The organism is Corynebacterium sp. ACRPQ (assembly GCF_022347225.1).
In the GTDB taxonomy this organism is placed as follows: Bacteria; Actinomycetota; Actinomycetes; order Mycobacteriales; family Mycobacteriaceae; genus Corynebacterium; species Corynebacterium tuberculostearicum_D.
Genome location: NZ_JAKRNF010000002.1, coordinates 170,152 through 185,975, shown reverse-complemented (window position 1 = coordinate 185,975; position 15,824 = coordinate 170,152). Strand labels below are relative to the sequence as shown.

Sequence of the window (15,824 nt, the reverse complement as noted above, 5' to 3'; positions counted from 1 at the left end):
ACACCGAGGCGCAGGCCGCCGGCTCACGACCAGAACAAGGCACAAAGAAGATGTGGAGGTAAACGTGAGTCTCGCCCAAACCACCACACAACGCGGATACGGATACAAACAACACCAAAAAACCCGCAAAAACTTACTATTCAACCTCGTCGACGGCACCGAATGCGAATACTGCGGCAAACCAATGTTCCGCACCCCAGACAAGAACTTTGACAGCGCCGCACTCGAAGCGGACCACGTAGACAGGGACAAAACCCAGCCACCCAAACGCCTCATACACCGCAAATGCAACCGCACGCTAAACGGCAAAGGAAAAGGCACATGGGTCAAACACGGTCCCGAATGGTACGCCAAACACGGCCAAGCCACCGACACTGAAACAGGGGAGGGGCTCGACTGGCCCGGCGGAAAAATAATCAACTGGTGACCCAGGGGGTGACCAAAAAATCTGACACGCCCTCTCCCTGACACCGCCCCGTCCGCATGCAGTCAGGGATTCTCTCTCTGGTGAAAAATGGGGGGTCGTGCGCGTATAGGGAGGCATGTTGATGGATTTTGAAAATGATGGACTGCGCTCGATGGTTGAATCAGTCGTTGAGGCGGTTGAGTCTGCGGATCATTTGGTGGAGTCTGACCAGGCTTCAATCGATTTGGCGTTGCATTTGGCGACGATTATTGACGAGGCGCGTGATTCGGGTGACCCGGATGCTATTTCTAAGACTTCGTTTGGCCCGATGCCTACGTTGAATAAGGTTTTGACGGGTTTGGGGCTTAATCCGGAGGGGAAGCAGAAGCTGGGCTTGAATGATGATGTCCAGGAGGATGACGAGTTTTAGTAGTCAGGGGTGAGTGGTCGTGGCTTTGACTTTGCCGCGGGTGTTTACCCCGCCGCTGCGTGACCTTGATGAGCCGGGGGCGTCGTGGGGCCATGATATGGCGTGGTTTTGCGATGAGATTTTGGGTGAGCCGCTTTCTGATTATCAGGAGTGGTTGTCGATGCATGCGCTTGAGGTGCTGACAAAGGAGAAAGCGCTCGAGTTCGCCATGTTGGAGGATGATCCGGCTGCGGAGATTGCGAAGGTGGAGCGTTTGTATGCTTCGCCGGAGGTTCGCGGCGGTCGTCCAATTCCGAATGGGCGTTTGCGGTTTACTAAGACTTTGATTTTGATTTCTCGCCAGAATGGCAAGACTGACTGGGTGAAGAAGCTCATTAAGTGGGCTATTTTCCGCAAGCGTATGCCGGAAGTTATGGCCGCAGCGCAGACGTTAAATAAGTCGATTGATTTGTGGAATGAGATTCTGCTTGAGATTGAGCGTCACCCGAAGTTGCGTAAGTTTTTAGGCCGTGTTGACCATTCTAAGGGCGCGCAGGCTATGTGGACGAAGGGTAAGCGGCACCGGTATCGCCCGGTGGGCATTGATGAGAATGCTGGCCGTGGTGACACGGTGGATTTGCTCTACATTGATGAGCTGCGTACTCAAAAAGACTTCACGGGTGTGAACTCGTTGGAAGCTACCACTGCGGTGCCGGACAATGGGTTGATTGTGATTACGTCGAATGCTGGCGTGGGCCATTCGGTGGTGCTGCGTGATTATCGCGGTATGGCGAAGCGCCCTATTGATGAGGGTACGTGGCGTAATACTCGTATGGGGCTGTTTGAGTGGTCTGCTGACCCTTCGGCGGATATTGATGATGCTGAGGGGTGGAAGCAGGCGAATCCGGACCTTGGGAATGGGCGTATCACGATGGCGACGTTGGCGGGTTTCCGTGAGTCGAAGTCGGAGGCGGCTTTTCGTACTGAGCATTTGTGTCAGTGGGTTGATGAGCTTGGTGATGATTTCGAGCCGATTGTTCCGTTTGAGCGTTGGGAGTCGTTGGCGGTGGAGCGTCGTGTTGCTGTTGGTGAGTGTGTGCTTGCTGTTGAGGTGTCGCCGGATTCGGAGTCGGTGACGTTTGTGTCTGCGGGGCAGACTTCGCGGGGCGTGCACCTTGAGCAGAGGGACGGCGATAAGGCGTTTGAGGTTGAGTCTGCGGTTGAGGCCATTCGCCGGTTCGTTGTTGAGAATGATGACCCTGCTGCGGTGGTGTTGGATAAGGATTCGCCGGCTGGTGTTCTTGTTCCGCATCTTCAGGCGGTAGGGATTGAGCCGGTGCTGCTTAACGGTGGCATGGTCGCTGGCGCGCTTCGTGAAATGAAGCAAGCGGTTGCTGATGGTCGTCTCACGCATGACGGCGCGCAGGAATGGGTCGGCGCGTTGCGTGTTGCGACGGTGCGTGATGGTGGCGGTCGGTATCCGTCGATTGAGCGTTTTTCGGGTGATGTGTCTGTGCTTGTTGCTGGCACGTTTGCGTTGTGGGCTTTGAATAAGTTCATTGCGGAGTTCCAGGTGCCGTACAAGCAAGTTGAGGTTGAGAAGAAGAACCCCGTGGGGACATTCCCGGTGTTCTCGAGGAAGAAGTTGATGGGAGGTGCGCTCGTTGGCTGACAATGTGATGGTGCGCGAGATTGGGCATGCGTCGTCGCCGGCGTGGTCTCCGCGTGTTGGCCGGCCGGATGCGGTGTCGTGGGCGACACAGCAGGCGGAGTTTATGGAGATGCGTTCTACGGCGAAGGTTGCGCAGGTTGAGAACGCTATTCGTAAGCCGATTGAGCAGGCCGCATGGTCGATTGAGCCGAACGGCGCACCTGCAGAGGTAGTCGAGCTGGTGTCGACTGATTTACGTTTGCCAGTTAAGGGCGAAGATGGCCAGGTAGCTCGCCGTACTGGTCGTGTCTCCTGGGATGAGCATTTGAAGATGGCCCTGGAAGCCGTGTTCACGGGTGTCGCTTTCTTCGAGCAGGTCTACGAACTAGGCGATGATGGGCGTCACCATTTGCGGAAACTGGCACCGCGCCCGAATATATCCATCCGTAAAATCCACGTCGCTTCTGATGGTGGTCTGGTGGGTATCACACAGCGTGGGGTGAAGGGTAGCAAAGATGTCTTCATCCCTGTGGAGCGTCTGGTGGCGTACCGGCATGGGCGGCGTGATGATACGTGGCAGGGTTCGAGTGTGTTTGCCCCTGCGCGTGATAATTGGCTTGAGCTGATGAAGATGGAGAAGCTCAACTCGTTGGTTATGCAGCGCAACGGTATGGGTATTCCGAAGTACCAGGCCTCCGAGCTCACTGACCGTTCTCAGGTTCAAGAGGAGTTGAACCGTGGCCAGGAGCTTGCGGAGTCTTATGCTGCGGGTGAGGTTACTGCGTATTCTCTGCCGCCAGGGGCGAAGATGCCTGTGGAGGGTGTTTCTGGCACGTTGCCGGATATTGAAAAGGCGATGCAGTACCACGCTTCGCAGATTGCTATTGCGTGCAACGCCACCCACCTGAACCTGACCGGCGCGGGCGGGTCTTACGCCCTGGCGAATGTTCAGCTAGGTGAGTTCATTCAAGGGTTGCAGTCCATTTCGGAATGGATTGCTGATATCGCATCCCAGCACATTGTGGAGGACCTTGTAGGAATAGCATTCCCTGACTATGAGGGCCCGGTACCGCTGATTACTTCGACTCGGATTCAGGTTCAGAAGGACCTCACGCCGGGGGACGTATCGCAGCTGGCCGCGCAGGGAGTGCTGACGAAGGAGCCAAACCTCGAGCAGTGGGTGCGCTCCACGTTCCGAATCCCAAAGGCCCGCACGTTGTATGAGGCGTTGAAAGCGAAGAAATCGTTGTCGGACGCGGAGCAGGAGATCGGGGTGACGCTGTCCGACGATGAGCCGTCGGAGTCAACGCCCGCTCCTGATGCGGCGGAGTCGTTCGACGCCTACCGGCACCAAGTGACAGGAGGTAAGCAGTGACTGAGATTCTTTTGTACGGCCCCATTGGGGCTGACATGTGGGAGCCGGATGACTCCATCACAGCGAAGAGTGTCATAGCTCAGCTCGCAGAGATCGACGGGGATGTGACGGTGCGTATCTCGTCTGGTGGGGGCGATGTGTACGAGGGCATCGACATCATGCAGGCTCTGCGAAACCACCCCGGCCGGGTGACCGTCATTGTTGAGTCGTTGGCGGCATCGGCGGCGTCGTTCATCGCGGTCGGGGGTGCCGACGAGGTGTTGATGCGTAAGTCGTCGGAGATGATGATTCACCGGGCGATGACTTTCTCGGATGGTAACGCCGACGAGTTGAGCAAGACCCTGGCGGACCTTGAGCGGCAGGACATGAAGCTTGCCTCGATCTACGCCGAAAAGGCAGGCGGGCAGGTCGACGACTGGCTCGAGGCCATGGGGGCGGAGACCTGGTACACCTCCGAGGAGGCCGTAGCCGCTGGCCTAGCAGATCGCGTGGTGGACGCAAAGCCTGTGCCGGAGGCACAAGCCCCGGAGGCTTCGATGCGCCACCGGTTCAAATTTGCGAACCGGGCTGCGGCTCCGCCGCCGCCTGTCACCCGGTCGGAATCGGGGGACGAAACAACTAAGCCCAGCGATGGGCAGAAAGGAGATGCGATGAGCATCAAAAATCTCGCCCAGGAACTGGGTGTTGAGCCGGACGAGCTTCGCAAGAAGCTCTCCGGCTTTTTTAATGCGACCGTCAAGATTACCGGAGAGGTTGATGTGACCTATCCGGAGGACGTGAAGATTGTTCCTACGGAGCGCATCACCGTTGACGCGAAGATTGGTGACGCTACTGCTGGCGATGAGCAGGTTGAGGTCATTCCCGAGGGCACTGAGCCAAAGCCAAACCCGGCCTCGGTAGAACTGGCGAAGTCCGCAGGGCTCACGTTCACCATGGGCGATGTGGCAGAGGGCTTCGATGCCACTGTTGATGAGGGTGGCTCGGTTACTATCACTGCTCCGTCTGGGGCGGAGGTCGGTTCGACCGCTGAGTTCACTGTGATGGTCAACGAGACGGCGGTTCCGCTGTCTGTGACGGTGCGTGCACTGTCGGAGGATACTAACGACGGTGAAAGCGCTGAGGGAGATGCCCCCGCTGCCCCGGCTAGTGGAGAAGCTGCGGCGGACGTGGTGACCGTGCCGCGTGCTGTGTGGGACGAGTATATGGCTGACCGGGCGAAGTACTCCGCAAAGCTCGCAGAGGACAAGCGCCGAGCGCTCGAAGCGAAGGTCGACCGTCACATCCGAGAAGGCCGATACTCTGCAGGCCACCGTGCGGCAGCTATCGCCGCTTACCAGACTGACCCGGTCGCTGCGGAAAAGATTTGGGGCGCGCTGCCGAAGAATGTGGCTGTCCCGGTTCAGGAGATTGGCCATTCCGGTGATGTTGCCGGCATGTCCAAGGTTGAGAAGCTGCGCGCCAAGGCTGCGGCTAACCGTCAGAATAAGAAGGAGAATAAGTAAATGTCGAACCCTACTTTCCGCTCCGGCCCTATCTCGTTTGAGGTTGCGGCCGACACTGAGAAGTTCCGTCTTGTCGCTGTGGATGAGAACGGCAAGATTAAGCATGCTGATGCGTCCGGCGCTGTCTTTGGTGCAGTTACCGAGGCTGGTCGAGTGGAGCCGAAGGAGCCTGGTGCTGCGACTATCGCCGTTCACTACGGTGATGCTGCGGTGAAGCTAGAAACCGACGGTGAGATTAAGGCCGGCGCTGCGGTATTCGCCGCGGCTGACGGCAAGGCGTCCGCATCTGGTTCCGTCCAGGTCGGCGTGGCAGTGCGCGCCACCGAGAACGGCAAGACCCTAACCATCCTCAACCAGCTGCCTGCTGTGGCAGCTGCTGCTGAATCCTAGGAGGAACACTCTAATGAGCACTACTAACTCGTATTTTGATGACCTGAAGGACCTGTCCGTTGAGGACATCCTGACCTCCTCGGAGCTTATCGAGGGTGCAGTCAACGAGCTACTGGAAGGCGAACAGGCCTATGAGCTGATTTTCGACCCGTATAACACGGATGGAAAGCTCACTGTCGGCTACAATCTGGATTCCGCGCCGGGCCTGGACGAGGAAGCCCAGACTATTGCGGAGTTTGCGGAGATTCCGGTGGGTGACCCGTCTCGTGGTGAGCGACGCTTCACTGACTTGCTGCCTACTGGTATTGGTGTCCGCGTGTCTTACGCGCAGCGCAACTTCACCTCTGGCGCCGCGGTGCAGCGTGAGCTTCTTGGCCGTGCTGCGGAGATTCGCCGCAAGAATGGCCGTGACGCGCTCGCGGCTTTCGCTGCAGTTGACGACCAGGTGGAGGAGCTGCCGGTCGCAGCGAAGTGGAACACTGCGGACGCGAAGGCCATGGATGACCTCTACGCTGCTGATGACCTGCTCGCAGGTGCAGTCGACCAGGAGGGTCGACGCTTTGGCTACGCAGGTCGCTATATCTGGGCGAACCGTCGCACCATCAATGCTCTGAAGCGTAATAAGCAGGTCACTGAACTGTACGTCGGCGACATGGCACACGCCGACCCACGTTTCACCCCGATTGGTCGCCAGCCTGTCATTGGTGAGCAGTTCGAGCTTGTTGTAGACGACGGCATGGAGGACGGCGTTGCTTACGTGATGTCGGAAACCCTGACCGGTGGTCTTGGTACTCGCTTTGAGGCGGAGCCGCCGCGATTCTCTGATTGGTATGAGGAGGGTGGCCAGTCCGGCATGGGTGGCCCTCGTCTGACCTGGCGCTCGGATTATGTGCACTTCCGTTCCTTGGTTGTGCGTGCCCCGAAGGCGCTTGTGAAGATCACTGGCGCTATCTAGGAAGGGGGGCTAGGCATGAAGCAAGTACGTCTTGCTAAGGCTGCCCGCTACCCGTTGAACTCAACAGTGGTGCACCGTTCCGGTGAAGTCATCGATGTTGAAGACAAAGACTTCGATGCTCTCGTTGAGCTGGGCGTAGTAGTTACTGAACCGAGCGAGCCGCCTGTCTCGGAGACTGTTGAAGAACCGGCGGAGCCTCCGGTTGAAGAAACGGTTTCGGTGGTGCAGGAGTCTGGCTATCCGGCGTTGCCGAAGAAGACCGCTCCCGTGGCGGAGTGGAAAGAGTATGCCCGCCGGAATGGGATTAAGCTCACCGGATTAACCAAGCGCAACGAGATTATGGGCTTTGTCACGAAGACTGTTAATCAGTCGCGCTAAACCTTAAGGAGGGGAGAACAGATGAATATCTCCGTTGATGATGTTGCTGACGTTTTCCCACGCCCCTTGCTGGATGAAGAACGCTCGCGTGTAGGCGCCCTGATTGAGCAGTCTTATGAGCTTATCGAGTTGGAGTTTGCTCGGCGTGGGCGTGATTTCCAGAGTGAGGTTGCTGATTCTCGGTGGTTGCAGCTTGCGGCTAAGCAGGCTGTGCGTGCGATGGTGTTTCAGGCGGTCCTCATTGGCGACAATGTGGGTGTTGCGTCGGCGTCGTCGACTACGGGCCAGGAGTCCGATTCGGTGACGTACTCGCAGGGGCTTCGGTTTCACTGGGGCGGTGTGGGAATTGACGATGCGATTCTAGACCTGTTGGGTCTTGGCGTTGGTGGGTTCCCACGCGGTCGTGGTGGCAGTGTCATTCCGTATGGTCGGCGTACTGCGGTTCGTGGTGCGGAGTTCAGTGAGCGGGGTGCATGGTGAGCGAAGCAGTCATTATTCATGGTGCTGCTGGTGGTGTGGATGATGATGGTTACCCGGTTGCTGGCGCGCCTGACCGTGAGGTTGTGGTGAGGTCGGTGCAGCCGCTGTCGTTGTCTGAGATGTCGGATGAAGACAAGCAGGGGACGAAGGACATTCTGCGCGTGTGGGCGCCGGCCGGGACTGAGGTTGCCGATGGTGACGAGGTCACGGTTCGCGGTAAGCGGTATCAGGTGCGTATTACAGCGTGGGACTGGTCTAAACACCGTCGTCCTGTGTACAGGCGGCATCGCCCGTCTGTGGTTTTTGATTGCGTGAGGGGTGAGGGCTAGTGGCTAAGGTTGGGAAACCTCGACTGAATATTCCGGATTCTTGGTACAAGAAGAATCTTTCCTCGTTAGCCCCGCAGTTGGAGTCGAAAGCGCAGGCGGTCGCTGGTTCCGTTGATGGTGATGTTCCGGTAACGGTGACGATGAAGACTGACCGTCATGGGCGCCCCGTTGCTTTGGTGACGTTGGCTCATGCGAAGGGCCTGGCTATGCAGGCTAAGCACGGCACGTTGACTCGTGCTGCAGCGTCGCAAGGCCTGGATGTGCACCGGTATAACCCGAGGTGACGCAGTTGGATTACTTTATTCAGCGTAACGCCCCGGAGGTCATTCGCCGCGCTTTGCGTGGCGTGATGGCGAAGTCGATTAGGGTCGCGGCGGCTATCCCGCAGGGGTGGTCGGTTGATGATGGCCCGGTAGTGACGGTGTCGAGTGATGGTTCTCCACGCTCGGGCCGTGCTACGTCGACTGAGAATGTGCGTGTGAATGTGTACGGAAAATATGAGCCGGAAGTTCGACGTGCTGCTAGTGAGATAAACGCTTGGCTGTTAAACCCCCACTCTGTTGGGGGTTTTCGTATTTCTCCCGGCCCGTTCCTCATTGTGAAAGATGAGGACGTTAAGGGTTGGGTCGCTGCGGTCACGGTCGTGGCTGCTTCAACTAAGAAAGGACTTTCCTAAATGACTACCCCTAACACTGACCAGGGCACCCAGACTCTGGAAACTGACCGCGCCCGGATGATTGATGTCTGGAAGGACGCGGAGGTCTACACCTCTACCGATTCCGATCCGAAGATTGGCATTGATGGTTCATTCGACCCGGCTGTGTGGAGCTTCGTCGGTCTGCTCAACGATGGTTCCGCCATTACGCAGGAGCCGGAGGTTGACCGCACTGAAATCAACTCGTTTGGTGGCGTGCTGCAGCTTCTGAATAACAAGTTCAAGAAGGACGTTCGTGGTTTCGACGCGCTCGAAATGAACGACGTGACTTTCCCGCTGCTGTGGCCAGGCTCTGACTTCAAGGAGGGTGAACCGGGTGTTCTTATGGCGCCGGAGAACCCTGCCGAGGTGTTCATTGCGTTCAAGACCACCAATAGCTTCGGTGACATCTATATTGATGTTTCTCGCCGTCGTGCTCTGGTGTACGCAGATTCCGGTAATGAGCGTAACGATGATGGTGCTTCCGTAACTCAGTTTAAGGCTGAGATTCGCAAGGACCAGTACGGCGCACTGTATGACTACCTGCGTCTACGTGGTGACGATACCCCGGATGAGCTGCCGGAGGTTATTCGTTTCTCTGAGGAGAAGAACGACACTGGCGACGCTGCCGAGGAGGCTCCGTCTCGCGGCGCTGATACTGACGCTGATGCTGGCTCTGATGCTGGCTCTGAGTCTGGCGCTACGCAGTAGTGCGATGGGGTAGGGGAGATTTTGGCAGACCGCCCCTACCCCTAACCCCAAGGTCTGCCCAAGTTTCTTACTAAACAACTCAATGTGAAAGGGTCTGCCATGACTACTCGCAAGAAAAAGAACGACACCATCGACCCAAAGGACGCCACCGGCGCCCAGGCCGAAGCACTCGAAGAAACCGCCACCGACACCCCAGACGAGAACATCGAATACCCCACCTTCACCATCGATGTAGATGGCGAAGAAATTGAGATTGAAGATCGATGGACTCGTGAAGCAGCGCCTGCCGGAATGATGTTCGTGTTCCACGAGCGTTACGCACAGAAGTACATTCCGAGTGTGCTTGAAGCCATCATTGGTGAAGACCAGGTCTTTAAGCTCATTGACCTTGGCTTGTCTGTTGAGGAATTTCGTCAGGTGTTTGAGGCGTGGGGTGAGCGCCGCCAGGGAAAATAGGGCTGCTGTACCTCATCGCGCAGCATGAGGACTTGGTAGAGGTTGATTTTCAGCGGTTCTACCACCTGGATTACCGGGATTTCTACCGTGAGGGTGGGGGAGCGTCGCGCATGACTTTGCGGCGCATGTTGATTTTAGCGGAGCATCTTCCGCCCGAGTCGCTGTTTCACTCTACGGTCCAGGACCGCCCGCCGGTGAGTGAAGTTTCCTCTGTCTTGATGGATATTTGGGCCAGCCTTAATGGGGCTAAGCACCCGCGCTGGGATGAGATGAAGCGTCGCCGCAGGGCTGCGGAACGTGAGGATGCGATGAAACGGGCTCGTGAGCGAGCCAGGGAGTTTAACGCCGCAGGGTAATCCCTGTGGCTCTTTTTGATGGAGGTTTCCTAATGAGCGCAACAGGCTATGCAGTTTTGCCAACAACGGTGTCGTTGTCTGGAATTAACAAGGAACTGCAATCGCAGCTTTTGGCACCGGCGTCTAAAGCGGCGAAGAAGGCCGGCGACTCCATCGAGAAGGGCATCTCCAAGGGCACCGACAATGCAGCGGCGAAGGTCGAGAAGGCGAATTACCGCGTTAAGAAATCCTCGGAGGAGTTGGCTGATGCTGAGGCGAAGCGTAACTCTGAGGTGTTGAAGTCTCAGGCGGCGGTTAAGCAGCTGGAGGCTGCAGAGTCGAAGCTGTCTGAGATGAAGAAGTCTGGTAAGGCTTCTTCAGAACAGCTCGCTAAAGCCGAAGGCGACGTGCTGAATAAGCGCGCCAAGGTTCAAACTACCGCACAGAATGTTGAGAAGGCTGAGCGTGGCGTTGAGAAGGCCATGGCGGAGTCCAAGCGGGCTGCGGAGTCGCTAGAGCAGCGCACTCGTGAGCTTGAGCAGGCGCAGGATTCTGCGTCTAATTCCACCAATGAGTTTGGTGATGCGTTGGATTCCGCGGAGTCGAAGAGCAGCGGTTTCTTCGGCACGCTGGGGCGTAGTATCGGCAAAATTGGTGGTGTTGCTGCAGCTTTCGCGGGGCTTTCCGGCATTGCAGGCACAGTCCAGGAGGGGTTCGCTAAAGTTACCTCGATTGAGGATACTACCGCGTCTTTGGGCATTCTGATGGGTTCGGCCGAGGAAGCCACAAAGGTGATGGGGGAGTTGGAGAAGTCCAACCAGCGTACTCCGTATTCGTTTGATGCGTGGGCTGGTGCGGGTAAGAACCTGATTGCTTTTGGTGTAGAGGCTGAGAAAGCCTCCGATATTGTTACTGCTCTGGGTGAGGCCGCGTCGGCTTCGGGCAAGGGCGAGCAGGCCTTGAACTCGATGGCTGACTCGTTTGGTAAGGCTGCCGCGTCCGGAAAAATCTCGATGGATACCATTAACAGCCTCGCTGAAGGTGGTGTGCAGGGACTGACCATTCTTGCGAATGAGTATGGTGTTACCACCGAAGAAATGCAGAAAAAGATTTCCTCGGGTGCGGTCGATGCTGCCGAGGGCATTGATATTTTGACTAAGGGCATTCTCGAGGGGTCTTCGGGAATGGCTGGTGAAGTTGAATCAATGTCTGGCGTGATGGGGAAGATGGCAGAAACCACGTCGGGCCGTCTCACCAACATGAAGGCTGCGTTTAATAACGCTGCGAAAGCCGGGCTGGAGGAAATCAGTCCGCTCATTGGTGATATAGCGCTAAAAATCACTGATTTTACGTACGTGGCCATTGACGTGTTCAAAGACCAGTTGGTTCCGGCGATTAAAGCTGTCGTTGATGCGTTGAAGTCTGTTGGGGAGTGGATTTCTCGTAATTCTGACTGGTTGAGCTCGTTGGCGGTGTCTGTGGGCACCGTCGTCGGCGCTTATAAATTGTTGGTTCTGCAGCAGAAGATTATGGCCGCTGGCGGATTTGTCTCGTGGGCGATGAAGGCTGTGAAGGCCACTCAATTGTGGACGACGGTGACGAAGGCGCAAGCTACGGCGCAGCGCATCTTGAATACGGTGATGAGGGCTAACCCTATGGGGCTTATCATCACTGGAATTACAGCTGTAGTTGCCGGTCTGACGTGGTTCTTTGCGAAGACCGAGACCGGTCAGAAAATCTGGGCACAGTTTACTGAGGCCCTGGGCGCTGGCTGGGATTGGGTAGTGGAAAAGTTCCAGGCCGGTCTGGATTGGGTGCAGTCTACTTTTGGTCCTGTCTTCTCCCAGATTGGTGAGACGATTTCCGGGGCGTGGGATGCCACGGTGGAAAAGGTTACTGGCGCGGTCGATAGGGTGAAGGAGATTTTCTCCGGCGCCCTCGATTTCTTGAAGACTGGTGACACGACTGACTATGCCGCTGCTTTGGGCATTAGTGAGGATTCCCCAATCTTCACTGCACTGACGTTCTTCCGCGACCGCATCGTGGACTTGAAGAATGTTGCTGTTGCTGCGTGGGACTTTATGAAGTCCAAGTGGGAAGAGTTCACCACGGGTTTCGGCCAGTTCTACCAGACGTGGATTGCTCCGGTTGTGGAGTTTATTAAGGCTGGCTTTTTTGCTCTGCAGGCCACGGCGATTAACGCCTGGAATAGCATGCAGGAGAAGTGGGCCGAGTTCACGCAGGGCTTTGGTGAGTTTTACCAGTCGTGGATTGCTCCGATTGTTGACGTGATGATGACGGGCTTCCAAGTTTTGGGCTCTGTCGTGTCTGCGGCTTTTTCGGGAATTTCTACGGCATTTCAGTTTGTTGGGTCGATTATTTCTGCTGTGTGGTCTGGGGCGATTCAGCCCGTCCTGGCACTGTTCATGTCGGTGGTTCAGTCGGTGGCGTCGTTTGTCGTGCCGATTTTCACCGCCGTGATTGGCGGCGCGTTCCGCACGATGGGCTCGCTTATCTCCAACGTGTGGAATGGCGTCATTAAGCCTGCATGGGATTTCTTCCGTAACGCGGCTGGCCTGCTGGCGGACGTGCTCACGGGTAATTTCTCGAATATCCGTAATCGTTTCAGCGCGATGGGCCAGGCGATTTCCAACATTGTTCACGGCGTTATCAACTCGGCGATGAACTTTTTCCGGTCCATTTTTGAGAATGCGAAGCAGGTTGCCGCGTCGTTTGGCCAGGCTATTGGTCGAATGGTTGGCACGGTTCGTAACAAGATTGGCGAGATGATGGGCGTGCTCGGCCAGATTCCGGGCAAGGTCCAAGGCGTTTTTGCTTCGGCTGGTTCGTGGCTGGTGAATGCCGGTAAGAACATCATCAACGGCCTTATTAACGGTATTAAGTCGATGTTTGGCCAGGTGGGTAATGCGATTGGTTCGGTGATGCCGGACAAGATTCGCGGCATGCTTGGCTTCATGGACGGCGGCGTCTACATGGCGGAGGGTGGTATCACCCGTGCCTACATTGACGGCGGCATCGACAAACTAGAGCGTTACGCTAACGGCGGCTCGAAAGAGCAGCATAAAGCGCAGATTGCTAAGGGCGGCGAGTGGCGTGTGTGGGCGGAGCCGGAAACCGGCGGCGAGTCCTACATCCCACTCGCGAAGTCGAAGCGGAAGCGGTCTACACAGATTCTTGCCAAGACGGCCGATATTTTCGGCCTGTCGGTAGTGGACAAAAAGGGTGAACTGGTCAAACCAGGCACTTCCTCCCAAGTAGCGCCGTCTAAATCCCAGTACTTCGCCAACGGCGGAATCACGGCTAAGGAGATTCGTTCCTTCGTCGAAGGAGCACGTGTTAGGGGCTATCAGGCGTCTAGATCACTTGAAGGGGCCCCTTACAAATGGGCTTCGTCAGACTGGGGTGACTGCTCAGCCAGCATGAGTTCAATTTCCGCGTTTGCGGTGGGCCTGAATCCGTTCCCGCGTAAGTTTGCTACTGGCAATGAGGCCGCGTGGCTGTCCTCGCACGGGTTCCATCGCGGTCGCGGTAAGAAGGGCGACCTGCGTATCGGTTTCAAGAACGGCGGGCCGGCTGGTGGACACACTGCTGGTACGCTGCCTGATGGCACGAACGTGGAGATGGGCGGCGCCCGTGGTAACGGTCAGATTGGTGGCCGTGCTGCTGGCGCGTGGGACTCCTATTTCGACACGTTCTTCTATAAGACCATTAAGCCGCCGAAGCCGCCGAAGATGAACAAAATTCTCGACCAGAATGCCATCCCGGACGGCGCAAGCATGACCATTGACGGCGTGCCCGTCTCTGTGAGTGCCGATGAAACCACTGGTAGCACTGGCGAGAACACGGTCACGGTTGCGTTGTCCCCGGAGGATGCGGCTAAGGCCACCGCCGCGAAGGAGCTGGGCGACCAGTCCATCCTGGACTTCGCGGTAGACGGAATCTTCGACATGCTCGGCATGAAAGATTCCACCATCAAGAAGTTGCTGACCACCAAGGGCAAAGACCTACTGCCAAGTGGCGAGAGTATCGTCACCACGCAGCAGGTGAAGGAGCAGCCGCGCACCAGCGTGGCTGCGAAGAACGCCCAAGCCATTGAGTCCGATGCGGCAACGTCGTTGTCACCGGCGAAGATGGCTAAAGACCCTCAGCTTGCAGCACCCAAACCGGAGAAGAAAAAAGGTCCGACGTGGGGCCCTGATTTCTTTGCTGGTGAGATTGCTCGCAAGGCGAAGGACATGAGGTTGGATAAGCTGGCCGCGAAGATTGGTCTGGCGACGGCGTTGGTGGAGTCGGGTAACCCGCTGAAAATGTGGGCGAACCGTGCTGTGCCGGAGTCGCTGAAGTACCGTCACGATGCTGTTGGTTCGGATTACGACTCTGTTGGCCTGTTCCAGCAGCGTGATAACGGTGCGTGGGGAACGGTGAAGCAGCGCATGACCCCGTATGACTCTGCGGGCATGTTCTTCGACAAGCTCAAGGGCTTCGACTATCACGCGATGGACCCGGGAGCTGCTGCGCAGAAGGTTCAGGTTTCTGCCTTTCCTGACCGCTATGGGCAGCAGATGGGTAATGCCGAGAAGCTGTTAAACAAGGTCGGTGTATTCGACCAGGGCGGCTGGCTCAAGCCTGGTGGCATTGCCGTGAACCTATCCAACGAGCCGGAGCCGGTATTCAACGGTGACCAGTGGCGCGACATTAAGCGCGGCGGACTCAAGTCTGATGATGGGATGACGCTTGTAGTCAACCTTGAAGGCCAGGAGGTTCTGCGTAAGCGCATGGACAAGGTCGAAGGTGAGGTCACGATTAATACGGAGGAGATTGGCAAGCTGCGCCGTCGTACTGGTGTGGCTGTTGCTGCGACTACTAGGGGAGGTGCGATGTAGATGGTGAATCCTGTGAGGTTTGGTTCCGGTTTTTCGGGTTTCGATTTACCGGACCCGCCTGGCTACAAAATCACCTATACTGCGCCGCACCGCCCTGGTGAGACGTTCATCTTGCACTCGATGCTTGACGCGGAAGCGGATGAGCAGCGTGTGGTTCTTAAAGAGAGCGGTTTTGGTGGCGGCTTCGGCGAGGTGGATTTTTCTTCGGCGGAGTCTGTCACTCGTTACGGTTCTCGTGTTGTTGGGTCGAAGGTTCCGGCGTTTGATGGCGAGTTGGATGTTGTTGTTCGTCCGGGCCCTGATGATTCGGTGATGGAGACTCTGCGTGATTGGCGTAATTCGTGGTCCTATTTCGATGATGGTCTGTTAAAGGTCGTGGCGCGTGATGGTGGTAACCGTGAGGCGCGTGTTCGTTTGGTGAGTTTCGGTGAGGTTGAGCTAGATCCGTCAGGGACACGTCTTATTGAAGATAGTGTTCGGTATAAGTGCCTTGATGGGTTCTGGTCTGGGGGTGCTAGGATATACACGGGTAACGTCACTGTGACGGTTCCCGGCGACCTACCACCGAAACTTCGCCTGAAATGGGACGGCCGCTCAACCAGTTTCACTTTGCCGAGTGGTCTGCGTGTCAGTTTGGGTAGTGGCCCGGGAACTCGGTGGATTGATTTGGAGCGCGGAATGCAAGGCCAGGTGACTGACGCGAACGGCAACGTCGATTCGGGTACATGGTCTTCTTTGCGCGGCGTGCTCGTAGGGGAGACGCTGCAGCCACACACAAAGAATGATTTCCAACTGGGCGCGGGGCTCACCCTAGAGGCCACCCCGCGTTACTTATCCCCGTGGAGGTGA

17 protein-coding genes are annotated in these 15,824 nt (G+C 56.8%); all 17 read left to right on the top strand.

What is annotated here, in order from left to right:
• Positions 1–64: 64 nt before the first annotated feature.
• The 17 genes from MHY24_RS02400 to MHY24_RS02320 all read left to right on the top strand — a co-directional run bounded on the left by MHY24_RS02400 (position 65) and on the right by MHY24_RS02320 (position 15,824).
• Complete coding sequence (locus MHY24_RS02400) at positions 65–427, top strand: hypothetical protein (protein WP_239228234.1); 363 nt, start codon at positions 65–67, stop codon at positions 425–427.
• 115 nt (positions 428–542) lie between these two features.
• Positions 543–836 (top strand): hypothetical protein, encoded by a 294-nt coding sequence (locus MHY24_RS02395; protein WP_239228233.1) that lies wholly within the window; start codon positions 543–545, stop codon positions 834–836.
• Positions 837–855: 19 nt separating this feature from the next.
• On the top strand, positions 856–2,487 hold the full coding sequence (locus tag MHY24_RS02390) for a hypothetical protein (protein ID WP_239228232.1): 1,632 nt from the start codon (positions 856–858) through the stop codon (positions 2,485–2,487).
• The gene (locus MHY24_RS02385; protein WP_239228231.1) at positions 2,480–3,841 is read left to right on the top strand and encodes a hypothetical protein; all 1,362 of its coding nucleotides are present in this window, start codon (positions 2,480–2,482) and stop codon (positions 3,839–3,841) included. Before MHY24_RS02390 ends, MHY24_RS02385 begins: the two co-directional genes overlap by 8 nt.
• Positions 3,838–5,343, top strand: a complete 1,506-nt coding sequence (locus tag MHY24_RS02380; protein WP_239228230.1) for a head maturation protease, ClpP-related — start codon at positions 3,838–3,840, stop codon at positions 5,341–5,343. Before MHY24_RS02385 ends, MHY24_RS02380 begins: the two co-directional genes overlap by 4 nt.
• Complete coding sequence (locus tag MHY24_RS02375) at positions 5,344–5,733, top strand: hypothetical protein (RefSeq protein WP_239228229.1); 390 nt, start codon at positions 5,344–5,346, stop codon at positions 5,731–5,733. It abuts the gene before it with no gap.
• A gap of 13 nt (positions 5,734–5,746) precedes the next feature.
• Positions 5,747–6,688 carry a hypothetical protein gene (locus MHY24_RS02370; RefSeq protein ID WP_239228228.1) on the top strand — a complete coding sequence of 314 codons (942 nt, stop codon included), beginning with the start codon at positions 5,747–5,749 and terminating at the stop codon, positions 6,686–6,688.
• A 15-nt stretch (positions 6,689–6,703) separates the two neighbouring features.
• Positions 6,704–7,066, top strand: a complete 363-nt coding sequence (locus MHY24_RS02365) for a hypothetical protein (protein ID WP_239228227.1) — start codon at positions 6,704–6,706, stop codon at positions 7,064–7,066.
• Between the two features lie 21 nt (positions 7,067–7,087).
• Positions 7,088–7,546: a Gp19/Gp15/Gp42 family protein gene (locus MHY24_RS02360; RefSeq protein ID WP_239228226.1), complete on the top strand. Its 459-nt coding sequence runs from the start codon at positions 7,088–7,090 to the stop codon at positions 7,544–7,546.
• Positions 7,540–7,875 (top strand): hypothetical protein, encoded by a 336-nt coding sequence (locus tag MHY24_RS02355; RefSeq protein WP_239228225.1) that lies wholly within the window; start codon positions 7,540–7,542, stop codon positions 7,873–7,875. The genes MHY24_RS02360 and MHY24_RS02355 overlap by 7 nt, the downstream gene beginning before the upstream one ends.
• On the top strand, positions 7,875–8,159 hold the full coding sequence (locus MHY24_RS02350) for a hypothetical protein (RefSeq protein ID WP_239228224.1): 285 nt from the start codon (positions 7,875–7,877) through the stop codon (positions 8,157–8,159). The genes MHY24_RS02355 and MHY24_RS02350 overlap by 1 nt, the downstream gene beginning before the upstream one ends.
• Before the next feature lie 5 nt (positions 8,160–8,164).
• Complete coding sequence (locus MHY24_RS02345) at positions 8,165–8,551, top strand: hypothetical protein (protein ID WP_239228223.1); 387 nt, start codon at positions 8,165–8,167, stop codon at positions 8,549–8,551.
• Entirely contained in the window at positions 8,552–9,280 is a 729-nt protein-coding gene (locus MHY24_RS02340; RefSeq protein ID WP_239228222.1) for a hypothetical protein, read from the top strand. It begins immediately after the preceding gene.
• A 99-nt stretch (positions 9,281–9,379) separates the two neighbouring features.
• Positions 9,380–9,736, top strand: coding sequence for a hypothetical protein (locus MHY24_RS02335; protein ID WP_239228221.1), 357 nt, complete (start codon positions 9,380–9,382; stop codon positions 9,734–9,736).
• A gap of 32 nt (positions 9,737–9,768) precedes the next feature.
• Complete coding sequence (locus MHY24_RS02330) at positions 9,769–10,092, top strand: hypothetical protein (protein WP_239228220.1); 324 nt, start codon at positions 9,769–9,771, stop codon at positions 10,090–10,092.
• Positions 10,093–10,124: 32 nt separating this feature from the next.
• A complete protein-coding gene (locus MHY24_RS02325) occupies positions 10,125–14,975 on the top strand; it encodes a tape measure protein (protein ID WP_239228219.1) in 4,851 nt (1,616 codons plus the stop codon).
• Entirely contained in the window at positions 14,976–15,824 is an 849-nt protein-coding gene (locus tag MHY24_RS02320) for a hypothetical protein (RefSeq protein WP_239228218.1), read from the top strand.